The sequence below is a fragment of the Streptomyces typhae genome (assembly GCF_009755605.1).
Classification (GTDB): Bacteria; Actinomycetota; Actinomycetes; order Streptomycetales; family Streptomycetaceae; genus Streptomyces; species Streptomyces typhae.
In genome coordinates, this window is the sequence record NZ_WPNZ01000002.1 from 347,675 (window position 1) to 366,466 (window position 18,792).

10 protein-coding genes, 3 tRNA genes and 1 pseudogene are annotated in these 18,792 nt (G+C 70.8%); 7 read left to right on the top strand and 7 right to left on the bottom strand.

Annotated elements, in window-relative coordinates; all coding sequences use genetic code 11:
• Positions 1 to 438: 438 nt before the first annotated feature.
• The 3 genes and pseudogenes from GPA10_RS05785 to GPA10_RS42215 form a co-directional block, all read left to right on the top strand.
• Complete coding sequence (locus tag GPA10_RS05785; RefSeq protein ID WP_198351512.1) at positions 439 to 4,509, top strand: GDSL-type esterase/lipase family protein; 4,071 nt, start codon at positions 439 to 441, stop codon at positions 4,507 to 4,509.
• Positions 4,510 to 4,661: 152 nt separating this feature from the next.
• The gene (locus GPA10_RS05790) at positions 4,662 to 5,228 is read left to right on the top strand and encodes a hypothetical protein (protein WP_157164507.1); all 567 of its coding nucleotides are present in this window, start codon (positions 4,662 to 4,664) and stop codon (positions 5,226 to 5,228) included.
• A 181-nt stretch (positions 5,229 to 5,409) separates the two neighbouring features.
• Positions 5,410 to 5,642, top strand: a pseudogene (locus GPA10_RS42215) (XRE family transcriptional regulator); the annotation flags it as partial.
• 419 nt (positions 5,643 to 6,061) lie between these two features.
• On the opposite strand, the gene GPA10_RS05795 reads toward GPA10_RS42215, so the two are convergent.
• The 3 genes from GPA10_RS05795 to GPA10_RS05805 all read right to left on the bottom strand — a co-directional run bounded on the left by GPA10_RS05795 (position 6,062) and on the right by GPA10_RS05805 (position 6,525).
• Positions 6,062 to 6,135, bottom strand: a tRNA-Ile gene (locus tag GPA10_RS05795).
• 239 nt (positions 6,136 to 6,374) lie between these two features.
• Positions 6,375 to 6,447, bottom strand: a tRNA-Asn gene (locus tag GPA10_RS05800).
• A 5-nt stretch (positions 6,448 to 6,452) separates the two neighbouring features.
• Positions 6,453 to 6,525 (bottom strand) — tRNA-Asn (locus GPA10_RS05805).
• Between the two features lie 167 nt (positions 6,526 to 6,692).
• Here GPA10_RS05805 and GPA10_RS05810 point away from each other — a divergent pair.
• From GPA10_RS05810 to GPA10_RS05825, 4 genes are all read left to right on the top strand, one after another.
• Entirely contained in the window at positions 6,693 to 6,998 is a 306-nt protein-coding gene (locus tag GPA10_RS05810) for a YtxH domain-containing protein (protein WP_157164508.1), read from the top strand.
• Positions 6,999 to 7,123: 125 nt separating this feature from the next.
• Positions 7,124 to 8,566 carry a xylulokinase gene (locus GPA10_RS05815; RefSeq protein ID WP_058845595.1) on the top strand — a complete coding sequence of 481 codons (1,443 nt, stop codon included), beginning with the start codon at positions 7,124 to 7,126 and terminating at the stop codon, positions 8,564 to 8,566.
• A gap of 221 nt (positions 8,567 to 8,787) precedes the next feature.
• Positions 8,788 to 10,521: an ABC transporter ATP-binding protein gene (locus tag GPA10_RS05820; protein WP_343040383.1), complete on the top strand. Its 1,734-nt coding sequence runs from the start codon at positions 8,788 to 8,790 to the stop codon at positions 10,519 to 10,521.
• Between the two features lie 14 nt (positions 10,522 to 10,535).
• On the top strand, positions 10,536 to 12,446 hold the full coding sequence (locus GPA10_RS05825) for an ABC transporter ATP-binding protein (protein WP_246258795.1): 1,911 nt from the start codon (positions 10,536 to 10,538) through the stop codon (positions 12,444 to 12,446).
• Positions 12,447 to 12,471: 25 nt separating this feature from the next.
• On the opposite strand, the gene GPA10_RS05830 is transcribed toward GPA10_RS05825, so the two are convergent.
• From GPA10_RS05830 to GPA10_RS05845, 4 genes are all read right to left on the bottom strand, one after another.
• Positions 12,472 to 13,794: an RNA polymerase sigma factor gene (locus GPA10_RS05830; RefSeq protein WP_343040384.1), complete on the bottom strand. Its 1,323-nt coding sequence runs from the start codon at positions 13,792 to 13,794 to the stop codon at positions 12,472 to 12,474.
• Positions 13,795 to 13,972: 178 nt separating this feature from the next.
• Positions 13,973 to 15,880, bottom strand: coding sequence for a DNA primase (gene dnaG, locus GPA10_RS05835; protein ID WP_058845599.1), 1,908 nt, complete (start codon positions 15,878 to 15,880; stop codon positions 13,973 to 13,975).
• 139 nt (positions 15,881 to 16,019) lie between these two features.
• Positions 16,020 to 17,282, bottom strand: coding sequence for an NAD(P)/FAD-dependent oxidoreductase (locus GPA10_RS05840; RefSeq protein ID WP_343040385.1), 1,263 nt, complete (start codon positions 17,280 to 17,282; stop codon positions 16,020 to 16,022).
• A gap of 145 nt (positions 17,283 to 17,427) precedes the next feature.
• Positions 17,428 to 18,771, bottom strand: a complete 1,344-nt coding sequence (locus GPA10_RS05845) for a deoxyguanosinetriphosphate triphosphohydrolase (RefSeq protein WP_157164510.1) — start codon at positions 18,769 to 18,771, stop codon at positions 17,428 to 17,430.
• Positions 18,772 to 18,792: the final 21 nt, after the last annotated feature.

Below are 18,792 nucleotides of genomic sequence, written 5' to 3' on the forward strand. Positions count from 1 at the left end.
CCCTCCGCGCCGCAGGGTCTGGATCGCGGCTCCCCAAGGGCAGCATTCAGCCACTCCGGCGATATTCGGAATGTGGAATTCCTGAGTTCCGGTTCACGAAACCTTCATAGACGGAACCAGGTCCGCCCGTGCCGGGCCGAGCTTCCAGAACCGCCATGCCCATCAAGCTCTTTCGCGCCAGCACACGTCGTCCATCCTTGTGCCGCTGCTCAGTGGCGTGCAATTTGATCTCAGCGCACCGGATCGGGAAGCGAGAGACACAAGCACTCCGTTAGCGAACACAAACGGGATCGCCGACCGGCACCAGCGGTGCCCCCGCCCGTCTCGGCGTCCCGTAGGGGGACACGCCGGCGCGCCGCCATGCCCGCGCATCCGCGCCGGCATGAATCATCCGTGAAGGACATTGAGTTGAGACTCGACATACTGAGGTATGCGCGCATGCCGGTCACGGCGGTGCTCACACTGTCGCTGTCCGCCGGCATCGCCACCACCCAGGCATTCGCGGCACCGCCGCCACCGGGGGCAGCGGAAGGCTGGTCGCAGCCCGCCGCCCGTGACACCGGAGGGAAACCCGGTGACCAGCCCCGCGCCGTTCCCGCCGGACAGCGCGCCCAACTGCTCGGCGAGGACTACAAGAAGTCGTCCGACCGGACCTACACCACATCCGGCGACGGGACCGGTTTCCATGTCATGGTCGCCGACGCGAAGAACGGCTACGCCTGGCGGACGGCCGCGACGCTGTCCGAACCCGGGTTCGAGACCGACACGTGGGTGGGCAACGCGTGCGTCACGGAGTCGGGCAAGTACGCGGCCGTCGCCTACGCCCCGCGTACGTTCACGAACAAGCCGGAGCTGATGACGCGCGGCGCGTTCACGGCCGTGCTCGACCTGAACAGCGGACAGATCACGAAGCTGCCGTTCCAGGCCACGCTCGGCTACTTCTCGCCGGGCTGCGGCCACGGTGACGAAGCGGTGTTCACCGCGCTCACGGACGACGCCTCGAAGAAGAACCAGACCCGGCTCGTGACCGTCGACGCCCGGACGGGGAGGACCGGCGCCGAGCAGACCGTCACCGGCCAGGTCACCTCCGCCGTCCCGACCCGCGAAGGCATCGTCGCCTCCGCGGGCAGGAACATCGTGACCGTGCGCGACAGCGAAGTCCGGGCGGTCGCCGAAACGCGGACACGGCCGTTCCAGTTGAAGGCCGACGCCGACGGGGGCGTCGTCTTCATCAGCTCCGACCCGGCGTCCGGCAAGGCCGGCGCCGCCGCCGACCCCACGGCCACGGTCGCCCGCGTCAGCGCGGGTCAGATCGACGAGCAGGACGCGAAGGCGAAGCCCGTCGGCCTCGCCCGGGGCAAGCTGTCCGACTTCGACCTCACCGCCACCCCCGGCGGCGAGGTCTACGTCACGGGCGAGGCCACGACCACGTCACGTGCCTCCGGCGTCCTGCACAACCCCGGTGGCGTGCCCAAGGACGCCCGGGTCTCCAGCAGGGCCGAGGCCTTCGTGTCCTCGCGATGGGCGGACGGCAAGGACTCGCGGCTCCGCCCGGACGAGGTCCTGCAAGCCCGTACGGTCCGTACCACGGTCACGGTGCCCGACACCCGCAGGACGGTCGTCCTGGACGCGTCCCCGGCCGGGGACCGCGTCGGAGGGCAGCAGCAGCGGACGCAGGGTACGCGGACCAGCCCGGTCCTTCGCGCGCAGAGTGCCGGGCCGGGTCCCGCCAAGGGGTCGCTGCGAGCGCCCGCGAACGACACGGTCGACGCCGACCGGTACTGCTCCGTACCGCGCAACGACCCGAAGAAGCAGGCCTTCCAGCCCACGCCGCGTCAGGTCGAGTGGGCCGTGAACCAGGCCATCGTCGGCAAGCTCAACAAGAGCGCGACGCGCCCGGCGAACTGGAAGAACACCGGCATGGCGGCGTACGCCCCGCAGTCGCTGTTCCCGCTGACCCCGCTCGCGGGCGGTTCCGGGGAGGACTGGCACGTGCCGGCGCAGGTGATGCTCGGCATCACCGCGCAGGAGTCCAACATGTGGCAGGCCACCCGGCTCGCGGTGCCCGGCGTCACGGCGAACTCGCTGATCGGGAACTTCTACGGCGTCGAGTACGCCGCCGACGGCCAGCAGACCGACCCGTGGGCGGTGAACTTCGCCAAGGCCGACTGCGGTTACGGCATCACGCAGGTCACCGACGGCATGCGGATGCACGGCAAGGAGAAGGAGAACGAGAAGCCCAAGACCACGGTCCAGCAGGAGGCCGTGGCCCTGGACTACGCCGCGAACATCGCGGCCGGTGTCAACATCCTCATCGAGAAGTGGAACGACACCCGCAAGGACGGCCTGGTCATCAACGACGGGCACCCGAAGTACATCGAGAACTGGTTCTACGCCCTGTGGGCGTACAACGCCGGGTACTACCCCAAGTCCGCCCCCAAGAACGGCAAGTGGGGCGTCGGCTGGACGAACAACCCGGCCAACCCGCTGTGGAAGGAGAACCGGACCCCCTTCCTCGAAGCCGCGAGCGGCAAGGACGACTACAGCCACGCCTCGCATCCCCAGGACTGGCCGTACGAGGAGAAGGTGATCGGCTGGGCCGCCCGCCCGATCGCCGCGATGGTCAAGCCCGGTGACATGCAGACCGGTTACCGCCCGGCCTGGTGGAACACCGACGCGGCCCGCACGACGGCGAAGCCGCCGCTGCACTCCTTCTGCGGCCCGCAGAACGACTGTGTGCCCTCGAAGATCGGCGACGGCGCCTCCAACGACGACGGCAAGGGCCCGTGCGCGCTACCCGGTGACCCGCACGACGACAATCCGCTCTATCTGAAGTGCTGGTGGAACCAGCCGGTGAAGTGGAAGAACTGCACCACGGAAGCCAAGTGCGGCAACGCGATCCATCGCTTCAACGACACCTACCCCGAGCAGCCCGACGAGAATTCCTATCCGCCGAACTGCAACACGGGCCTGCCGGACGGGGCGCTGATCGTCGACGACCTCCCCAACGGCACGGTGCCGGGCGGGACCAACGAGCGGACCTGCGTCGTCGGCTCCAGCGGCTCCTTCAAGTTCACCTTCGCCGGTGAGGGCGGAAAGTACCCGTCCAAGATCGACCTGCACCAGATCGGCGCGGGCAACGGCAACCACTTCTGGATGGGCCACACCCGCTGGCTCGCCACCGCCGACGGCAAGCGGCTCCACGTCAGCGGCAAGTGGACGCTCAACAGCTCCAAGCGGGGCTGGATGCGTGTCTTCACCCACATGCCCGACCACGGTGCGCACACCCGGCAGGCCGCGTACCGGATCGGTGGCACCGACTCCACCAGCCCGGTCCGCGTGCATCCGCAGCGCATCCGCAAGAACAAGTGGGTCGACCTCGGCGTCTTCAACTTCACCGGCACCCCGTCGGTGACCCTCGACACCGACACCGAGGACGGCAGCGGTGACGAGGACATCGCGTGGGACGCGGTGGCCTTCCAGCCGCTGTCGGGCAAGCCGAAGGACTTCGTGGTCGCGATGGGCGACTCCTACTCCTCCGGTGAGGGCGCTTCCGAGGGCAACCGGGACTACTACCCGGAGACCAACTACCTGGACGAGCAGAACAAGGACACCCGCAACGCCTGCCACCGCTCCACTCAGGCGTGGTCCCGGCAGGCCACCATCCCGGGCCGCTCCAAGTCCGTCGGCGCCCTGGCCGACAGCAACGGCTCCGCCATGGACTACCACCTGATCGCCTGCTCCGGTGCCCGCACCTACAACGTGGTGCACGCCGGTGAGAGACAGTCCAACGGCGGTGAGGCACCGCAGATCGACAAGGGGTACCTGGACCAGAACACCACCCTGGTCACCCTCTCGATCGGGGGCAACGACGCCCGTTTCTCCAAGATCATCCAGAAGTGCCTGGTCGCCTTCAACGGCGGCAACTGCAAGGACAAGACATTCGAGGAGGGCGACGTCGACGGGTCCGTCGGCGGCCGCGACCGCAAGTTCATCGGCCAGCCCCTGGAGAAGGCCACCGTCGGCCTCATCAGGGAGATCGTCCGGCCGGACATCGTCAAGACGCTGAAGGAGGTCCACGACAGGGCCCCGAACGCCAAGATCGTGCTGATGGGCTACCCACCGCTCTTCGAGAACCGCGGTTCGTGCCTCGACCTCTTGGCCCCGCCCTTCCACATCGGCCTGTCGCCCGGCTCCGCGGACTGGCTGAACGGCGTCGCCGACACGCTCACGGCGGAGATGCAGGGTGCGGCCGACGACGCCGTCAAGCTGGGCGCCAAGGCCTGGTTCTCCAACCCGACGCCCAACTTCGCGGGCAAGGCGGTCTGCGGTTCCCCGGAGTCCGTCCACGGCATCGTCAAGACGCTGGTGGACTCCGACAAGCCGATGTCCGACTACCCGATCCTGGAGAAGTTCGGCCTCTCCGCCCAGTCGTTCCACCCGAAGATCGGGGGCGCCCGCCTGTACGCGGACTCCCTGGAGCGCACGATGAACGGCATGGGTCTGTAGGTTCCCTGAAACCTCAGGGAACTGCCGTACCGCGCGTACCGCGCGTGGGGCCCCGCAGCCTGCGGGGCCCCATGTGCGCGCCATCGCCGACGAAGATGAGTACCGGTACTCATGGACCCTGGGCATCAGGCAGGGAGCATCGGATCATGCCCATGCGGAACTTACGAGACACGCGCAACAGGCGGAAGCAGACGGCCGCTGTGGCGGTCGCCGGCGCCCTCTTCGCTCTGGCGGGCTGCGGGCAGAGCACGGACGACGTGTTCTCCAACCTCAACGGCAATGGTTCATCCGGCTCACCCGAAGCCACGGCTCCCGCGTCGGACGCACGGCCGGAGACGCCGCCGGACGCGCCACCTAACTACGCCGACAACAGCCGGGTCCGGCGGCCGGGTGAGATGAGCGCACGGGACGAGAAGCGGGCCAAGCACGAGGCCACCGAGGTGGAGCGAGCTCTGGAGGAGCTGCGCCGGGACGGCAGGATCGGCCCCGCGGCGGTACGGCCCCTGCTCACGAGGCTCTCCGCGCCCGCACATGTCGCGGTGGAGGAACTACGCATCGGCACCGGCACCGGCGCCGGCAAGGCCGAAGGCAGCGCTTTCGGCATCTGGATCGGCGGGACCGCCTGCGTCACGGGCTCCGTCAACAGGACCCGCGCCCAGGCCCACGCCAATGGCCACTACCCAGAGACGGGCTGCCTGCCTCCGGCACCCACTCACTGAGGGTCCGGCCCGGCTCTCCTTCGCGCGCGCTGCGGCCGCTCCGTCATGCCCGTACGACGATGCCCTCGGGAGCCACGCTCGGGCACCAGGGCGGCGCACACTCGGCGCCGGTCTTCTCTGTACGATCCCCCGACACGGGGCCCGGCTGCTGTGACGCATGAAGTCCCCCAGCTCAGGCGCTGTCGCGGTGGAACTGCATCAGGGCGGCGAGTCCGTGCGCCAGGCGGCGAAGGCCGGCCGGACGTTCATCAGGTCGCGGCCCCGCCGCGGAAGGCGCATGAGGCGGCGTCCGAGACCATCGCGTACAACGGGTACGCGCGCCGGATCATCCTAGAAGAGGCCGAGCCGAAGCATGCTGTACGGCGGCACCGCTCCTCTGAACCGGCTGTACGGGCCGGCATCCTGGCCGCGTGACGAGGGGACCGAAATCCGGTCCTGCCTGCACGCTCACCGCGCCGACCCGTCCGGCGGGTGCCATCACGGGCCGCGGACTCCGCGCGCGCGGGGACGATCCTCTTTAAAACGAACGTTCTATGCAATGCTGAGCTGTGGTTCCCGCGTGTGCGGGGACAGCCCAACGGAGGCGCTCAGCCGTCCAAGGCGCTCGACGGGACCGGCCTGTACAGACACCGGAGCCGCACCCACGCATCGCCCGGGTTGAGGCCCCGGCCGGTGCGTGTCTCCCGGCCGGGGCCGACGCATGTCTTGATCGTTTGCCTTTCGGGCCAGCAGCGGGCCTGCCAACGATCACCCGAACGCCGCCCGAACGGGCAACCGCCGCAGGTTTGCGCGGTTGACGCAGGTGGAATCGTTCCTGCGCCCTGACGCCTGGGTGGGGCGGGTGGGACTCGAACCCACGGCCGACGGATTATGAGTCCGCTGCTCTAACCGGCTGAGCTACCGCCCCTAACGGCGCGTCGCGCACATTTGTGCGCGCCGTCTGCCGCAGCATAGCCGCTCATACGATCTCCTGCTCCGAGTGGTCGGCTACGCACGACCATGAGGACCCCGCTGCGGCCCGCGCGGTTCCACCGGGGGCGAAACCCGCACGTACGAGGGAGCGTTGGAGGGCCGCGGGCAGGACTCCATGGGGCAGAAGAGGGCCCTCGGGCACCGGTGATGGTGGCCGAGGGCCCTCTCTCACAGCTCTCCCGACTGGACTCGAACCAGTAACCTGCCGGTTAACAGCCGGCTGCTCTGCCAATTGAGCTACAGGAGACCGCGCTCCCCCGACTGGACTCGAACCAGTAACCTGCCGGTTAACAGCCGGCTGCTCTGCCAATTGAGCTACAGGGGAATGACTCTTGGTGACGGAGTCACTGCAACAATGTCACCTGCCTGGGGAATCCCGGGCGGCGTGCGCTCGCTGCGACACATACATTAGCGCAAGCAGGGGGGTGCTCCGCCAATCGGTATCCCCAGGCGACCGACGTCGGCAGTCGAGGCAAGGGAAGGGTGGCCGTCATGCGCTACCGGCTCACATTCGTGGCAGGACTGGCTCTGGGGTACGTGCTCGGTACGCGCGCCGGGCGTGAGCGCTACGAGCAGATGAAGAAGTCCGTCCGCGAGGTCTCGCAGAACCCCGCCGTCCGCAACACCGTCGAGTCCGCGACGCAGCAGGGCAGGGATGTGGCGGGCAAGGCCTTCCACACGGTGTCCGAGCGCGTCGGCGACCGGATGCCGGACTCCGTGGCCGAGCGGGTGCGGGCGTTGCGCGAGCGCGGGCAGGGCGGCGAGGCCGCGGACGACTGGGGCACCAGCAACACCTGAGGGTTCCGCACCCGGTATCGCCGGGCGACCCGTTCCGTATCCGGCATCGCCCGGCGACCTGCGACGACGTGCCCCGTACGGACAGCCGTGCGGGGCACGTCCCGCGGTGCGGCAGAATCCTTGCCATGGGGATAGTCGCGGGGTTGGACAGTTCGCCCGATTTCACACGCATCGTGGTCTGCGACGCGGACACGGGCGCCGTACTCAGGCAGGGCTATGCCCCGCACCCGCTGGAGACGCCGGAGGGCGGCGGGCGGCCGACGGACGTCGATCCGCAGGCCTGGCTGCTCTCCCTCGGCGAGGCCGCGGGCGGCGGGCTGCTCGAAGGCGTGCAGGCCATCGGCGTGTGCGCGCAGCAGCACGCCCTGGTGCCGCTCGACCACCAGGGCAACACCGTCCGGCCCGCCCTCGTCGGCAACCATCCGCGCGGCCAGGTCGCCGCCGCCGACCTCGTCGACGGGTTCGGCGGCCGGCAGGCGTGGGCGCAGGCCGTCGGCTGCGTACCGGGGGCCCCGACGCCCGTGACGAAGCTGCGCTGGCTGGCCAAGCACGAGCCGGAGGCGGCCCTGCGCACCCAGCTCCTGGTGCAGGCCCACGACTGGCTCGTGTGGCAGCTGCTCGGGCGGCCCGCCCGGCGCACCACCGACCGGGGCGGGGCCTCCGGCACCGGCTACTGGTCGGCGGCCACCGGCTCCTACCGCCCCGACCTGGTCGAGCTGGCCCTCGGGCACCAGGCGATGCTGCCGGAGGTCATCGGGCCCGCCGACGCCGCCGGTACGACCCCCGAGGGGCTGCTGATCTCCGCCGGTACCGGCGAGACCATGGCCGCCGCCTTCGGGCTCGGGGTGCGGCAGGGCGACGCCGTCGTCTCGCTCGGCGCCTCGGGTTCGGTCATGGCCGTCCACCACGAGGCGCTCGTCGACCCGAGCGGCACCATCACCTCGCTCGCCGACGCCACCGGCATGCATCTGCCGGTCGTCCACACCCTCAACGCGGTACGGGCGCTGCGCGGCACCGCCGAGATGCTCGGCCTGCCCGACCTCGAAGCGCTCTCCGACCTGGCCCTGAAGTCCACGCCCGGCGCCCACGGCCTCGTCCTGCTGCCCTACCTGGAGGGCGAGAAGACGCCCAGCCTGCCGCACGCCGCGGGCACCCTGACGGGGCTGCGGCGCGAGTCCATGAAGCCCGAGCACCTGGCGCGGGCCGCCTTCGAGGGCATGCTGTGCGGGCTCGGCGACGCCCTGGACGTGCTGCGCGGGCGCGGTGTCGAGGTGCGCCGGGTGTTCCTGCTCGGGGCCGCCGCGGAGCTGCCCGCGGTGCGGGCGGTCGCGCCGATGCTGTTCGGCACGCAGGTCGTGGTCGTGCAGCCCGCCGACTACGCGGCGATCGGCGCCGCCCGGCAGGCGGCGTGGGCCCTCACCGGGCAGCTGCCGCACTGGCAGGACGCCGTCTCGCAGGTCTTCGAGCCGGGCGAGGAGCTGGCCGTCGGGCAGGCCGTGCGGCAGCAGTACGTGACGGTGCGGGAGCAGTCCCACCCGGGGGCGTTCTCCGGGACCCCGGTCGCCTGACGGGGCCCCGCGCACCTGCGCGGACACTTCCTGCCCGGAACTGGGCATTCCACAGCGCTGCGTGAGTGGATCGAAGCGTTCAGGGTGCCCAGTTCTTTACCAAGACTGATTTTTGACCGGGTCATGGGTTAATCGGTTGCACGCGTACGGGTGCGGTGGCGCAGGATGGTGGGCGGCCTCGCCAGCCACCTCCCGTCCGAGACTCCTGCCGAGAGACGAGCGTGCTCATACGACTCCTGCGGACCCATCTGGTTCCGTACAAAAAGCCCATCGCGTTGCTGGTGCTGCTCCAGTTCCTCCAGACCTGCGCCTCGCTCTATCTCCCCACCCTGAACGCCGACATCATCGACAACGGCGTCGTGAAGGGCGACACGGGCTACATCCTGTCGTTCGGCGCCCTGATGCTGGCCGTCACCGTCGGCCAGATGGTCTGCAACATCGGTGCCGTCCTGTACGGCGCCCGCACCGCCGCGGCGGTCGGGCGCGACGTGCGGGCCGCCGTCTTCGACCGGGTGCAGTCCTTCTCCGCCCGCGAACTCGGCCGCTTCGGCGCGCCCACCCTGATCACCCGCACCACCAACGACGTCCAGCAGGTGCAGATGCTGGTCCTGATGGCGTTCACGCTGATGGTGTCGGCGCCGATCATGTGTGTCGGCGGCATCGTGATGGCGCTCGGCCAGGACGTCCCGCTGTCCGGGGTGCTGCTCGCCGTCGTCCCCGTGCTCGGGATCAGCGTCAGCGTGATCGTGCGCAAGCTGCGGCCGCTGTTCCGCACCATGCAGGAGCGCCTCGACACGGTGAACCGGGTGCTGCGCGAGCAGATCACCGGCAACCGCGTCATCCGCGCCTTCGTGCGCGACACCTACGAGAAGGAGCGCTTCCGGGGGGCCAACGCCGAGCTGACCGCGGTCTCGCACGGCACCGGCAAGCTGCTCGCGCTGATGTTCCCGATCGTCATGACGGTGGTGAACCTGTCGTCGATCGCCGTGGTCTGGTTCGGCGCCCACCGCATCGACGGCGGCCATATGCAGATCGGCGCGCTCACCGCGTTCCTCGCCTATCTCATGCAGATCGTCATGTCCGTGATGATGGCCACGTTCATGTTCATGATGATCCCGCGGGCCGAGGTCTGCGCCGAGCGGATCCAGGAGGTCCTGGACACCGACACCAGCGTGGTGCCGCCCGCCGAACCCGTGCGGGAGCTGCGCGGCCACGGCCACCTGGAGCTGCGCGGCGCGGGGTTCCGCTACCCGGGCGCCGAGGAGCCCGTGCTCACCGGCATCGACCTGACCGCGCGCCCCGGCGAGACGACCGCCGTGATCGGGTCGACGGGCAGCGGCAAGTCGACCCTGCTCGGCCTCGTACCGCGGCTGACGGACGCCACCGAGGGGGCCGTCCTGGTCGGCGGCGTCGACGTGCGCACCCTCGATCCCGCGCTGCTCGCCCGCACCGTGGGTCTCGTACCGCAGAAGCCGTATCTGTTCGCCGGGACCGTGGCGAGCAATCTGCGCTACGGCAATCCGGACGCGACGGACGCGGAGCTCTGGCACGCCCTGGAGGTGGCGCAGGCCAAGGAGTTCGTGGCGGGGCTCGCGGAGGGGCTCGACGCGCCCGTCGCGCAGGGCGGCTCGAACGTGTCCGGCGGGCAGCGGCAGCGCCTGTCCATCGCCCGGACGCTGGTGCAGCGGCCGGAGATCTATCTGTTCGACGACTCCTTCTCCGCGCTCGACTACGCCACCGACGCCGCGCTGCGGGCCGCGCTCGCGTACGAGACCCGCGAGGCGACCGTCGTGATCGTCGCCCAGCGTGTGGCGACCATCCGTGACGCCGACCGCATCGTGGTCCTCGACGAGGGCCGGGTCGTGGGCAGCGGCAGCCATCACGAGCTGATGGCGGACAACGAGACGTACCGGGAGATCGTGCTCTCCCAGCTGACGGAAGCGGAGGCCGCGTAATGCCCCCTGGTGGCATGGGTGGACCCATGATGGGTCCGGACTCCAGGTCCATGGACTTCAAGGGCTCCGGCAAGCGGCTCCTGAAGCACTTCCGGCCCGAGCGGGCCACGATCTTCGCGATGCTCGCGACCGCCGTGGTCAGCGTCGCCCTCTCCGTGCTCGGGCCGAAGATCCTCGGCCGGGCGACGGACCTGATCTTCGCGGGCATCGTCGGGCGGACCATGCCCGAGGGCGAGTCCAAGGGCGAGGCCCTCGACCGGCTGCGCGCGAGCGGCGAGGGCGGCATGGCCGACATGCTCTCCGGGCTCGACTTCACCCCCGGGCAGGGCATCGACTTCGGCGCGGTCGGCTCGGTCCTGCTGTTCGCGACCGCCGCGTTCCTGGTGGCGGGCCTCCTGATGGCGGTCGCGACGCGGCTCTCCAACCGGGCCATCAACCGGACCGTGTTCCGGCTGCGCGGCGACGTGCAGGCCAAGCTGTCCCGGCTGCCCCTCTCCTACTTCGACAAGCGGCAGCGCGGCGAGGTCCTCAGCCGCGCCACCAACGACATCGACAACATCAACCAGACGCTCCAGCAGACGATGGGCCAGCTCATCAACTCCCTGCTGACCATCGTCGGCGTGCTCGCGATGATGTTCTGGATCTCACCGCTGCTCGCCCTGGTGGCCCTCGTCACGGTGCCGCTGTCGTTCGTGGTGGCCACGAGGGTCGGCAAGCGCTCGCAGCCGCAGTTCGTGCAGCAGTGGAAGTCGACGGGCTCGCTCAACGCGCACGTCGAGGAGATGTACACCGGGCACACCCTGGTGAAGGTGTTCGGCCGCCAGGAGGAGTCCGCGAAGGCCTTCGCGGAGCACAACGACGCGCTGTACGAGGCGTCGTACAAGGCACAGTTCAACAGCGGCCTCATGCAGCCGCTGATGTTCTTCATGTCGAACCTGAACTACGTCCTCGTGGCGGTGGTGGGCGGGCTGCGGGTGGCCTCCGGCGCGCTGTCGATCGGTGACGTGCAGGCCTTCATCCAGTACTCGCGCCAGTTCTCGATGCCGCTGACGCAGGTCGCCTCGATGGCGAACCTCGTCCAGTCCGGCGTCGCGTCGGCCGAGCGGATCTTCGAGCTGCTCGACGCCGAGGAGCAGGACGCCGACCCGGTGCCGGGCGAGCGTCCCGCGGACCCGCGCGGGCACGTGGAGATGCAGCACGTGTCCTTCCGGTACGAGAAGGACAAGCCGCTGATCGAGGACCTCTCGCTGGTCGTGGAGCCGGGGCACACCGTCGCCATCGTCGGTCCGACCGGCGCGGGCAAGACGACCCTGGTGAATCTGCTCATGCGGTTCTACGAGGTCACCGGCGGGCGCATCACCCTCGACGGGGTCGATGTGGCCCGGATGTCCCGCGACGAACTGCGCGGCGGCATCGGCATGGTGCTCCAGGACACCTGGCTGTTCGGCGGCACCATCGCGGAGAACATCGCGTACGGGGCCGCCGAGGACGTCACGCGGGAGCAGATCGAGGAGGCCGCGCGCGCCGCGCACGCCGACCGGTTCATCCGCACCCTCCCCGACGGGTACGACACCGTCATCGACGACGAGGGCACCGGCGTCAGCGCGGGCGAGAAGCAGCTCGTCACCATCGCGCGGGCGTTCCTGTCCGACCCGGTGATCCTGGTCCTCGACGAGGCGACGAGTTCGGTCGACACCCGTACGGAGGTGCTCATCCAGAAGGCGATGGCGCGGCTCGCGCACGGGCGTACGTCGTTCGTCATCGCGCACCGGCTCTCCACGATCCGCGACGCGGACACCATCCTGGTGATGGAGGACGGGGCGATCGTGGAGCAGGGGTCGCATGCCGCGCTGCTGGACGCGGGGGGCGCGTATGCGCGGCTCTACAAGGCTCAGTTCGCCGAGGCTGTGGCCGAGGTGGACTAGCGCCACCGCCGTGGCCGCCCGCGCCTCAGTCCAAGTAGCCCCGCAGCTGGTCCGCGAAGGCGTGGTCCCGGAGTTTGTTGAGGGTCTTGGACTCGATCTGGCGGATGCGTTCGCGGGTCACGCCGAAGATGCGGCCGATCTCCTCCAGGGTGCGGGGGCGGCCGTCGGCGAGGCCGTAGCGGAGCTGGACGACCTTGCGTTCGCGCTCGCCGAGCGTGGAGAGCACCGCTTCCAGGTGTTCGCGCAGGAGCAGGAACGCCGCCGACTCCACGGGGCTCGTGGCGTCGCCGTCCTCGATGAGGTCGCCGAGCGCGACGTCGTCCTCCTCGCCCACGGGCGCGTGCAGCGACACGGGCTCCTGGGCGAGGCGCAGGACCTCGCTGACGCGCTCGTGCGGCAGGTCCAGGTGGGCGGCGACCTCCTCGGGCGTCGGTTCGTAGCCGCGCTCCTGGAGCATGCGGCGCTGCACGCGCACGACGCGGTTGATGAGTTCGACGACGTGCACGGGCACGCGGATGGTGCGGGCCTGGTCGGCGAGCGCGCGCGACATGGCCTGGCGGATCCACCAGGTGGCGTACGTGGAGAACTTGTAGCCGCGGGCGTAGTCGAACTTCTCGACCGCCCTGATCAGGCCGAGGTTGCCCTCCTGGACGAGGTCGAGCATGGTCAGGCCGCGGCCCACGTAACGCTTGGCGACGGAGACGACCAGGCGCAGATTGGCCTCGATGAGGCGGCGCTTGGCCATCCGGCCGAGGACGACCAGCTTGTCGAGGTCGAGGGCCAGTTGGGAGTCGAGGTCGGGGGTGCCGGAGAGCTTCTCCTCGGCGAACAGGCCGGCTTCGACGCCGCGTGCGAGTTCCACTTCCTCGGCGGCGGTGAGCAGGGGTATCCGGCCGATCTCGCGCAGGTACTGGCGGAAGAGGTCCGACGACGGGCCGCCGGTGTCGGCGCGGCCGCGCGGGCTCGGCAGTTCCACGACGTCCGCGGTGGCGCCGGAGGCTCCCGGGTCATCGCTGTCACCGGCGGGTTCGGTGCCTGCCCGCGCGTCGTGCGCGGTGGTGTCGGGGGGCGGCTCCGGCCGGAGCGCGGCGCGGCCCTGCGGCGGGACGGCCGCGACGACGTCGGCGTCCGCCTCGTCCGCCGGCGCCGCGGTGGCTGTCTGGGTGAGGGTCTGGGTCTGCACGGGGGCGACCTCCAGGGTGATCGCTGCTGCGGGGGACGGCAGCGGTACAGCGGGAACGGCGTCGACGGCCTCGCCGCTTTCCGTCCCGAACACGATGTGTGGAACCGCGGGAATGTCGGACCCGCTGGCGTTCACGGGCCGGCCGCGCTCCGAGGACTCAGGCACCGCAACCCAGTGTGGAGTACGACACACGGCCGCCACGAGGGGCGTGCGATGACTTTTTGAGTCCGTTCCGTGACCATGTGATTACTCGACGGGTATCCCGCCGGGGGCGGAGCCACGCCGGTGCGGGGGCAGGACCCTGGATATGGCCTGAAGGTGGTCCAGGGGGCCCAGGAAGGCCCTAGAGGGCCGCTGCGCCCCGCTCGCGCAGTGCCCTGCCGTACTGCTGGAGGACCCACAGCTCGTTCTGTACGGCGGCGAGGCGCTGCGGGTCGCCGTGGCCGCCCGCGAGCCGCGTGAAGGTGCCCTGGACGTCCCGGACGCGGCGGTCCACCGCGCGCAGCCGCACCGTGACGAGCTGCTCGGCGGCGTACGCCTCGTCGACCGTGCGGCGCATGATGGCCTCCACGGCGAGTTCCGTGACCGTGGCGCGGACCACGTCATCGGGCGCGGCGTCGCGGACGCGCACCAGATACTCCTGCGGGTCCTTCAGGCCCTCCTCGGCGCCGCCCGCGTCGAGGATCGCCTGCCGCACCGCGGCGTAGGGCGCGGCGGTGAACTCGTCCACGCCGTACGCGTCGAAGGCCGGGGAGACCAGCTGGGGGTACTGGAGGGCGAGCTTGAGGAGTTCGCGCTCGGTGGCGTACACGGGGTTGCGCAGGTTCAGGGCCGGGCCCGCGTGGGCGGGGCGGGCGGCGGGCGCGGGTGCCTGCGGTCCGCGCCCCGCGGAGCCCGCGGGCGCGGGGGCGCCGCCGCGGTCGCGCGCCCAGCGGGCGAGCTGCCAGACGCGCTTCACGACGAACTGGGTGTCGAGGATGCCGAGCATCCCGGCGAGCTGCACGGCGACCTCGTGCTGGGCGCCGGAGTTCTTGATGCGGGCGACGACGGGCGCGGCCTCGTCGAGGGCGGCGGCGCGGCCCGCGGGGGTCTCCAGGTCGTAGCGGGCGACGATCTGGCGCAGCGCGAACTCGAACAGCGGGGTGCGCGGCTCGACCAGGTCGGCGACGGCCTCGTCGCCCTTGGCGAGGCGCAGGTCGCAGGGGTCCATGCCGTCGGGGGCGATGGCGATGTACGTCTCGGCGGCGAACTTCTGGTCGTCCTCGAAGGCGCGCAGGGCCGCCTTCTGGCCGGCCGCGTCGCCGTCGAAGGTGAAGATCACGCGGGCGGAGCCGTTGTCCATGAGCAGGCGCCGCAGGATCTTGATGTGCTCGCCGCCGAAGGCCGTGCCGCAGGTCGCGATGGCCGTCGTGATGCCCGCGAGGTGGCAGGCCATGACGTCGGTGTAGCCCTCGACGACGACGGCCCTGCTGGACTTCGCGATGTCCTTCTTGGCGAGGTCGATGCCGTACAGGACCTGGGACTTCTTGTAGACCGGGGTCTCGGGGGTGTTCAGGTACTTCGGGCCGTTGTCGTCGTCGCGGAGCTTGCGCGCGCCGAAGCCGACGACCTCGCCGCCGATGTCGCGGATCGGCCACATCAGCCGCCCCCGGAAGCGGTCGATGGGGCCGCGGCGGCCGTCCTGGGACAGGCCGGAGAGGATCAGCTCCTTGTCCGTGAAGCCCTTGCCGCGCAGGAAGCGGGTGAGGTGGTCCCAGCCCGCGGGGCTGTAGCCCACGCCGAAGTGCGCGGCGGCGGCCTGGTCGAAGCCGCGCTCCGCGAGGAACCTGCGGCCGATCTCGGCCTCGGCGCTCTCCAGCTGGGCGGTGTAGAAGTCGGCGGCGGCCTTGTGGGCCTCGATCAGGCGGATGCGTTCGCCCCGCTGGTGCGAGGGGTTGTAGCCGCCCTCCTCGTAGCGCAGGGTGATGCCCGCCTTGGCGGCGAGGCGCTCCACCGCCTCGGAGAAGGTCAGGTGGTCGACCTTCATCACGAAGGTGAGGGTGTCGCCGCCCTCCTGGCAGCCGAAGCAGTGGAACAGGCCCTTGCTGGGGCTGACCTGGAACGACGGGGACTTCTCGTCGTGGAAGGGGCACAGGCCCTTGAGGTTGCCGCCGCCCGCGTTGCGCAGCTGGAGGTACTCGGAGACGACGGCGTCGATCGGGACCGCGTCCCGAACCGCCTTCACGTCCTCGTCATTGATCCGTCCAGCCACGCAGAGATTCTACGGTCTCCCCGGGCTTCCTATGGGGCTGCGCCCCTCTCCCCCCTATCGGCCCTCCGGGCCTCGTCCTCAAACGCCGGACGGGCTGGGACTGCCGGGCGGACTGAGAATGCCCGCCCGGCGGTCGTCGTCAGTCCAGGAGGGACGCGAGTGGCCTGGTCGGGTCGGACAGGGCCTCGGGGTCGGGGTGGGAGCCGGTGCGGATCAGTTGCTGGATCGTCTCGGTGACGTCCCACACATTCACGTTCATCCCGGCGAGCACCTGCCCCTCGCGCAGCCAGAACGCGATGAACTCGCGCTTGCCCGCGTCGCCGCGGACCACCACCTGGTCGTAGGTGCCGGGGGGCGCCCAGCCCGAGTACTCCATGCCCAGGTCGTACTGGTCGGAGAAGAAGTACGGCACGCGGTCGTACGTCACCTCCTTGCCGAGCATGGCGCGGGCCGCGGCCGGGCCGCCGTTGAGGGCGTTCGCCCAGTGCTCGACGCGCAGCCGGGTCGCGAACAGGCCGTGGTCGACGGCGGCCACGTCACCGGCGGCGTGGATGTCGGGGTCGGAGGTGCGCAGGGACGCGTCGACGGCGATGCCGCCGCCGTCCGCGCGGTCCACGAGGGCGAGGCCGGCGGCCTCGGCGAGCGCGGTGCGCGGCGCGGCGCCGATCGCGGCGAGCACGTCGTGCGCCGGGTGCTCCTCGCCGTCGTCGGTGCGGGCGGCGAGGACCATGCCGTCCTGGCCTGCGATCTCGGTGAGGCGGGCGCCGAAGTGGAAGCGCACTCCGTGCTCGGCGTGCAGGTCGGTGAACATCTGGCCGATCTCCGGGCCGAGCACGGAGTGCAGCGGCGTGGGCTCCGGCTCGACGACGGTGACCTCGGCGCCGTACTCGCGGGCCGCGGCGGCGACCTCCAGGCCGATCCAGCCCGCGCCCGCGATCACCAGATGGCCGTTGTCGCGGCCGAGCGCGGCCAGGACGTGCCGCAGCCGGTCGGCGTGCGCGAGGCGGCGCAGATGGTGCACGCCCGCGAGGCCGGTGCCCGGCACGTCCAGGCGGCGCGGTTCGGCCCCGGTGGCGAGAAGAAGCTTGTCGTAGCGGATGACGGTGCCGTCGCCGAGCCTGACGGTGTGCGCGGCACGGTCTATGGCCACGACCGTCTGGCCCAGGTGCAGTTCCACATCCGCCTGTGCGTACCACGCGGGTTCGTGCACGAAGACGCTGTCGCGGTCCTCCTTGCCGAGGAGATAGCCCTTGGACAGGGGCGGACGTTCGTACGGGTGGTCGCGCTCGTCGCCGATGAGGATCACCCGGCCGGTGAAACCCTCGCTGCGCAGCGTCTCGGCCGCTTTCGCGCCCGCGAGGCCCCCTCCGACGATGACGAACGTCTGATCCGCGTCGACCACTTGATGCCTCCTCGAAACCTTCAGCTCACTGGAGCGTCCCGCACGGAGCGTGAGGACGGAAGAGGGTGTGCCGCCAGGTGGCCACTTTCCGTCACCCCGGATCTTGCTGCTCCGGTCGGTTCCGCACGCTCAGTTCACCCTATGGTCACTGGTCACTGTGGTTTTTCGGGTGTCGTGCGGTGAGCCGCGTGTGCAGGGAGCGGGCCGCGGCGTCCGTGAGGGACGCGATCTGGTCGATGACGACGCGCTGCGCGGCCCGGTCGTCGGGCGCCGCGTCGTACAGCGCCCGGAACTGCGGGTCGAGCCCCTCGGGGGCGCGGGCGGTGAGGGCGGCGGCGAGTTCGGCGACGACGACGCGCTGCTCGGCGCGGAGCCGCTCCTGGGCGGGGCGCTGCATCACATAGCGGTCGGCGACGGCCTTGAGGACGGCGCACTCCAGGCGGGCGGAGCGCGGTACGACGAGTTCGGCGGCGTACCGGGTGAGGGGTCCGGTGCCGTACCGCTCCCGGGTCGCGGTCTCCGCGGCGAGGCAGAAGCGGCCGATGAGCTGGCTGGTGGCGTCCTTCAGGCGGGCCTGGGCGACGGCGGAGCCGTCGTAGCCGTGCGGCCACCACTCCTGTTCCTGGAGCCGGTCGAGGGCGGCGGCGAGTTCGGCGGGGTCGGTGTCCGCGGGGACGTAGCGGCCGACGGCGACGGCGAAGACGTCCTGGCGTTCGGGTTCGGCGTGCAGCAGGTTCGGGTCGACGTGGCCGGCGTGCAGGCCGTCCTCGATGTCGTGCACCGAGTAGGCGACGTCGTCCGACCAGTCCATGACCTGCGCCTCGAAGCAGACGCGCGGGCCGCGGCCCTCGGGGTGGCCCGGCGCCTCCTTGCGGATCCAGTCGAAGACCGGCCGGTCGTCCTCGTAGACGCCGAACTTCACCGACGCCGGGTCGGTGGGGTGGTCGCCGCGCGGCCAGGGGTACTTGGTGGCGGCGTCCAGGGCGGCGCGGGTCAGGTTCAGGCCGACGCTGACGAAGTCGCCGCCGCCCTCCCCGCCGCTCACGAACCGCTTGGGTTCGATGCGGGTGAGCAGGCGCAGGGACTGGGCGTTGCCCTCGAACCCGCCGCAGCCCTCGGCGACTTCGTTGAGCGCCTGCTCGCCGTTGTGGCCGAACGGCGGGTGGCCGAGGTCGTGGGAGAGGCAGGCGGTCTCCACCAGGTCCGGGTCGCAGCCGAGGGCGGCGCCTAGCTCACGGCCGACCTGGGCGCACTCCAGGGAGTGGGTGAGCCGGGTGCGGGCGCTGGCGTCCCAGGCCATGCTCTTGGTACCAGGGGTGACGACCTGCGTCTTGCCCGCGAGGCGGCGCAGGGCGGCGGAGTGCAGGACGCGGGCCCGGTCCCGCTGGAAGGCGGTGCGTCCCGGCCGTTTGTCGGGCTCGGCCGCCCAGCGTTCGGTGGCCGCCTCGTCGTAGGGCGCGGTGTGGGCGATCGGTGCGGTGCCTGCCATGCCCCGACAGTAGACGGCGGG

Excerpts from the sequence above, each read along its gene's own strand:
- GPA10_RS05825 (WP_246258795.1), top strand. The coding sequence starts at position 10,536 with ATGGGTGGACCCATGATGGGTCCGGACTCCAGGTCCATGGACTTCAAG.
- GPA10_RS05810 (WP_157164508.1), top strand. The coding sequence starts at position 6,693 with ATGCGCTACCGGCTCACATTCGTGGCAGGACTGGCTCTGGGGTACGTG.
- GPA10_RS05785 (WP_198351512.1), top strand. The coding sequence starts at position 439 with ATGCCGGTCACGGCGGTGCTCACACTGTCGCTGTCCGCCGGCATCGCC.
- GPA10_RS05815 (WP_058845595.1), top strand. The coding sequence starts at position 7,124 with ATGGGGATAGTCGCGGGGTTGGACAGTTCGCCCGATTTCACACGCATC.
- GPA10_RS05845 (WP_157164510.1), bottom strand. The coding sequence starts at position 18,771 with ATGGCAGGCACCGCACCGATCGCCCACACCGCGCCCTACGACGAGGCG.
- GPA10_RS05790 (WP_157164507.1), top strand. The coding sequence starts at position 4,662 with ATGCGGAACTTACGAGACACGCGCAACAGGCGGAAGCAGACGGCCGCT.